The following is a 255-nucleotide window of genomic DNA, read 5'->3' as shown; positions in this document are numbered from 1 at the left end:
CAGTGTCAACAACCTTTAAACTGTTTGCTGCAGCCAAGGAATAAGCTACTTTAGAACCATCTTTATTCAGTTTAAAACTTGCATTAGGTATGGTATCACCAGTAGCACTAACCCGAATAGGACTCGAACTGCCAACATCTATCATCCATATCTGACTGGAGGTGTTGTATGCTATCTTAGTACCGTCACCAGAGACTGTAGCCCCATTAACAGAACTAAAAGCATTTTTAACAACCAAATTAGTATCTGCTTTAT

At 38.8% G+C, this 255-nt stretch carries 1 protein-coding gene; it reads right to left on the bottom strand.

Going from position 1 to position 255, the window contains the following annotated elements:
* On the bottom strand, positions 1 to 255 hold a 255-nt coding region (locus tag LRL21_RS45285; RefSeq protein WP_240422259.1), incomplete at both ends, for a hypothetical protein.

It is taken from the genome of Paenibacillus periandrae (genome assembly GCF_022458865.1).
Lineage (GTDB): Bacteria > Bacillota > Bacilli > Paenibacillales > NBRC-103111 > Paenibacillus_S > Paenibacillus_S periandrae.
Note: the sequence above shows the minus strand (reverse complement) of the source record. Positions and strands in the feature narration are given on the sequence as shown.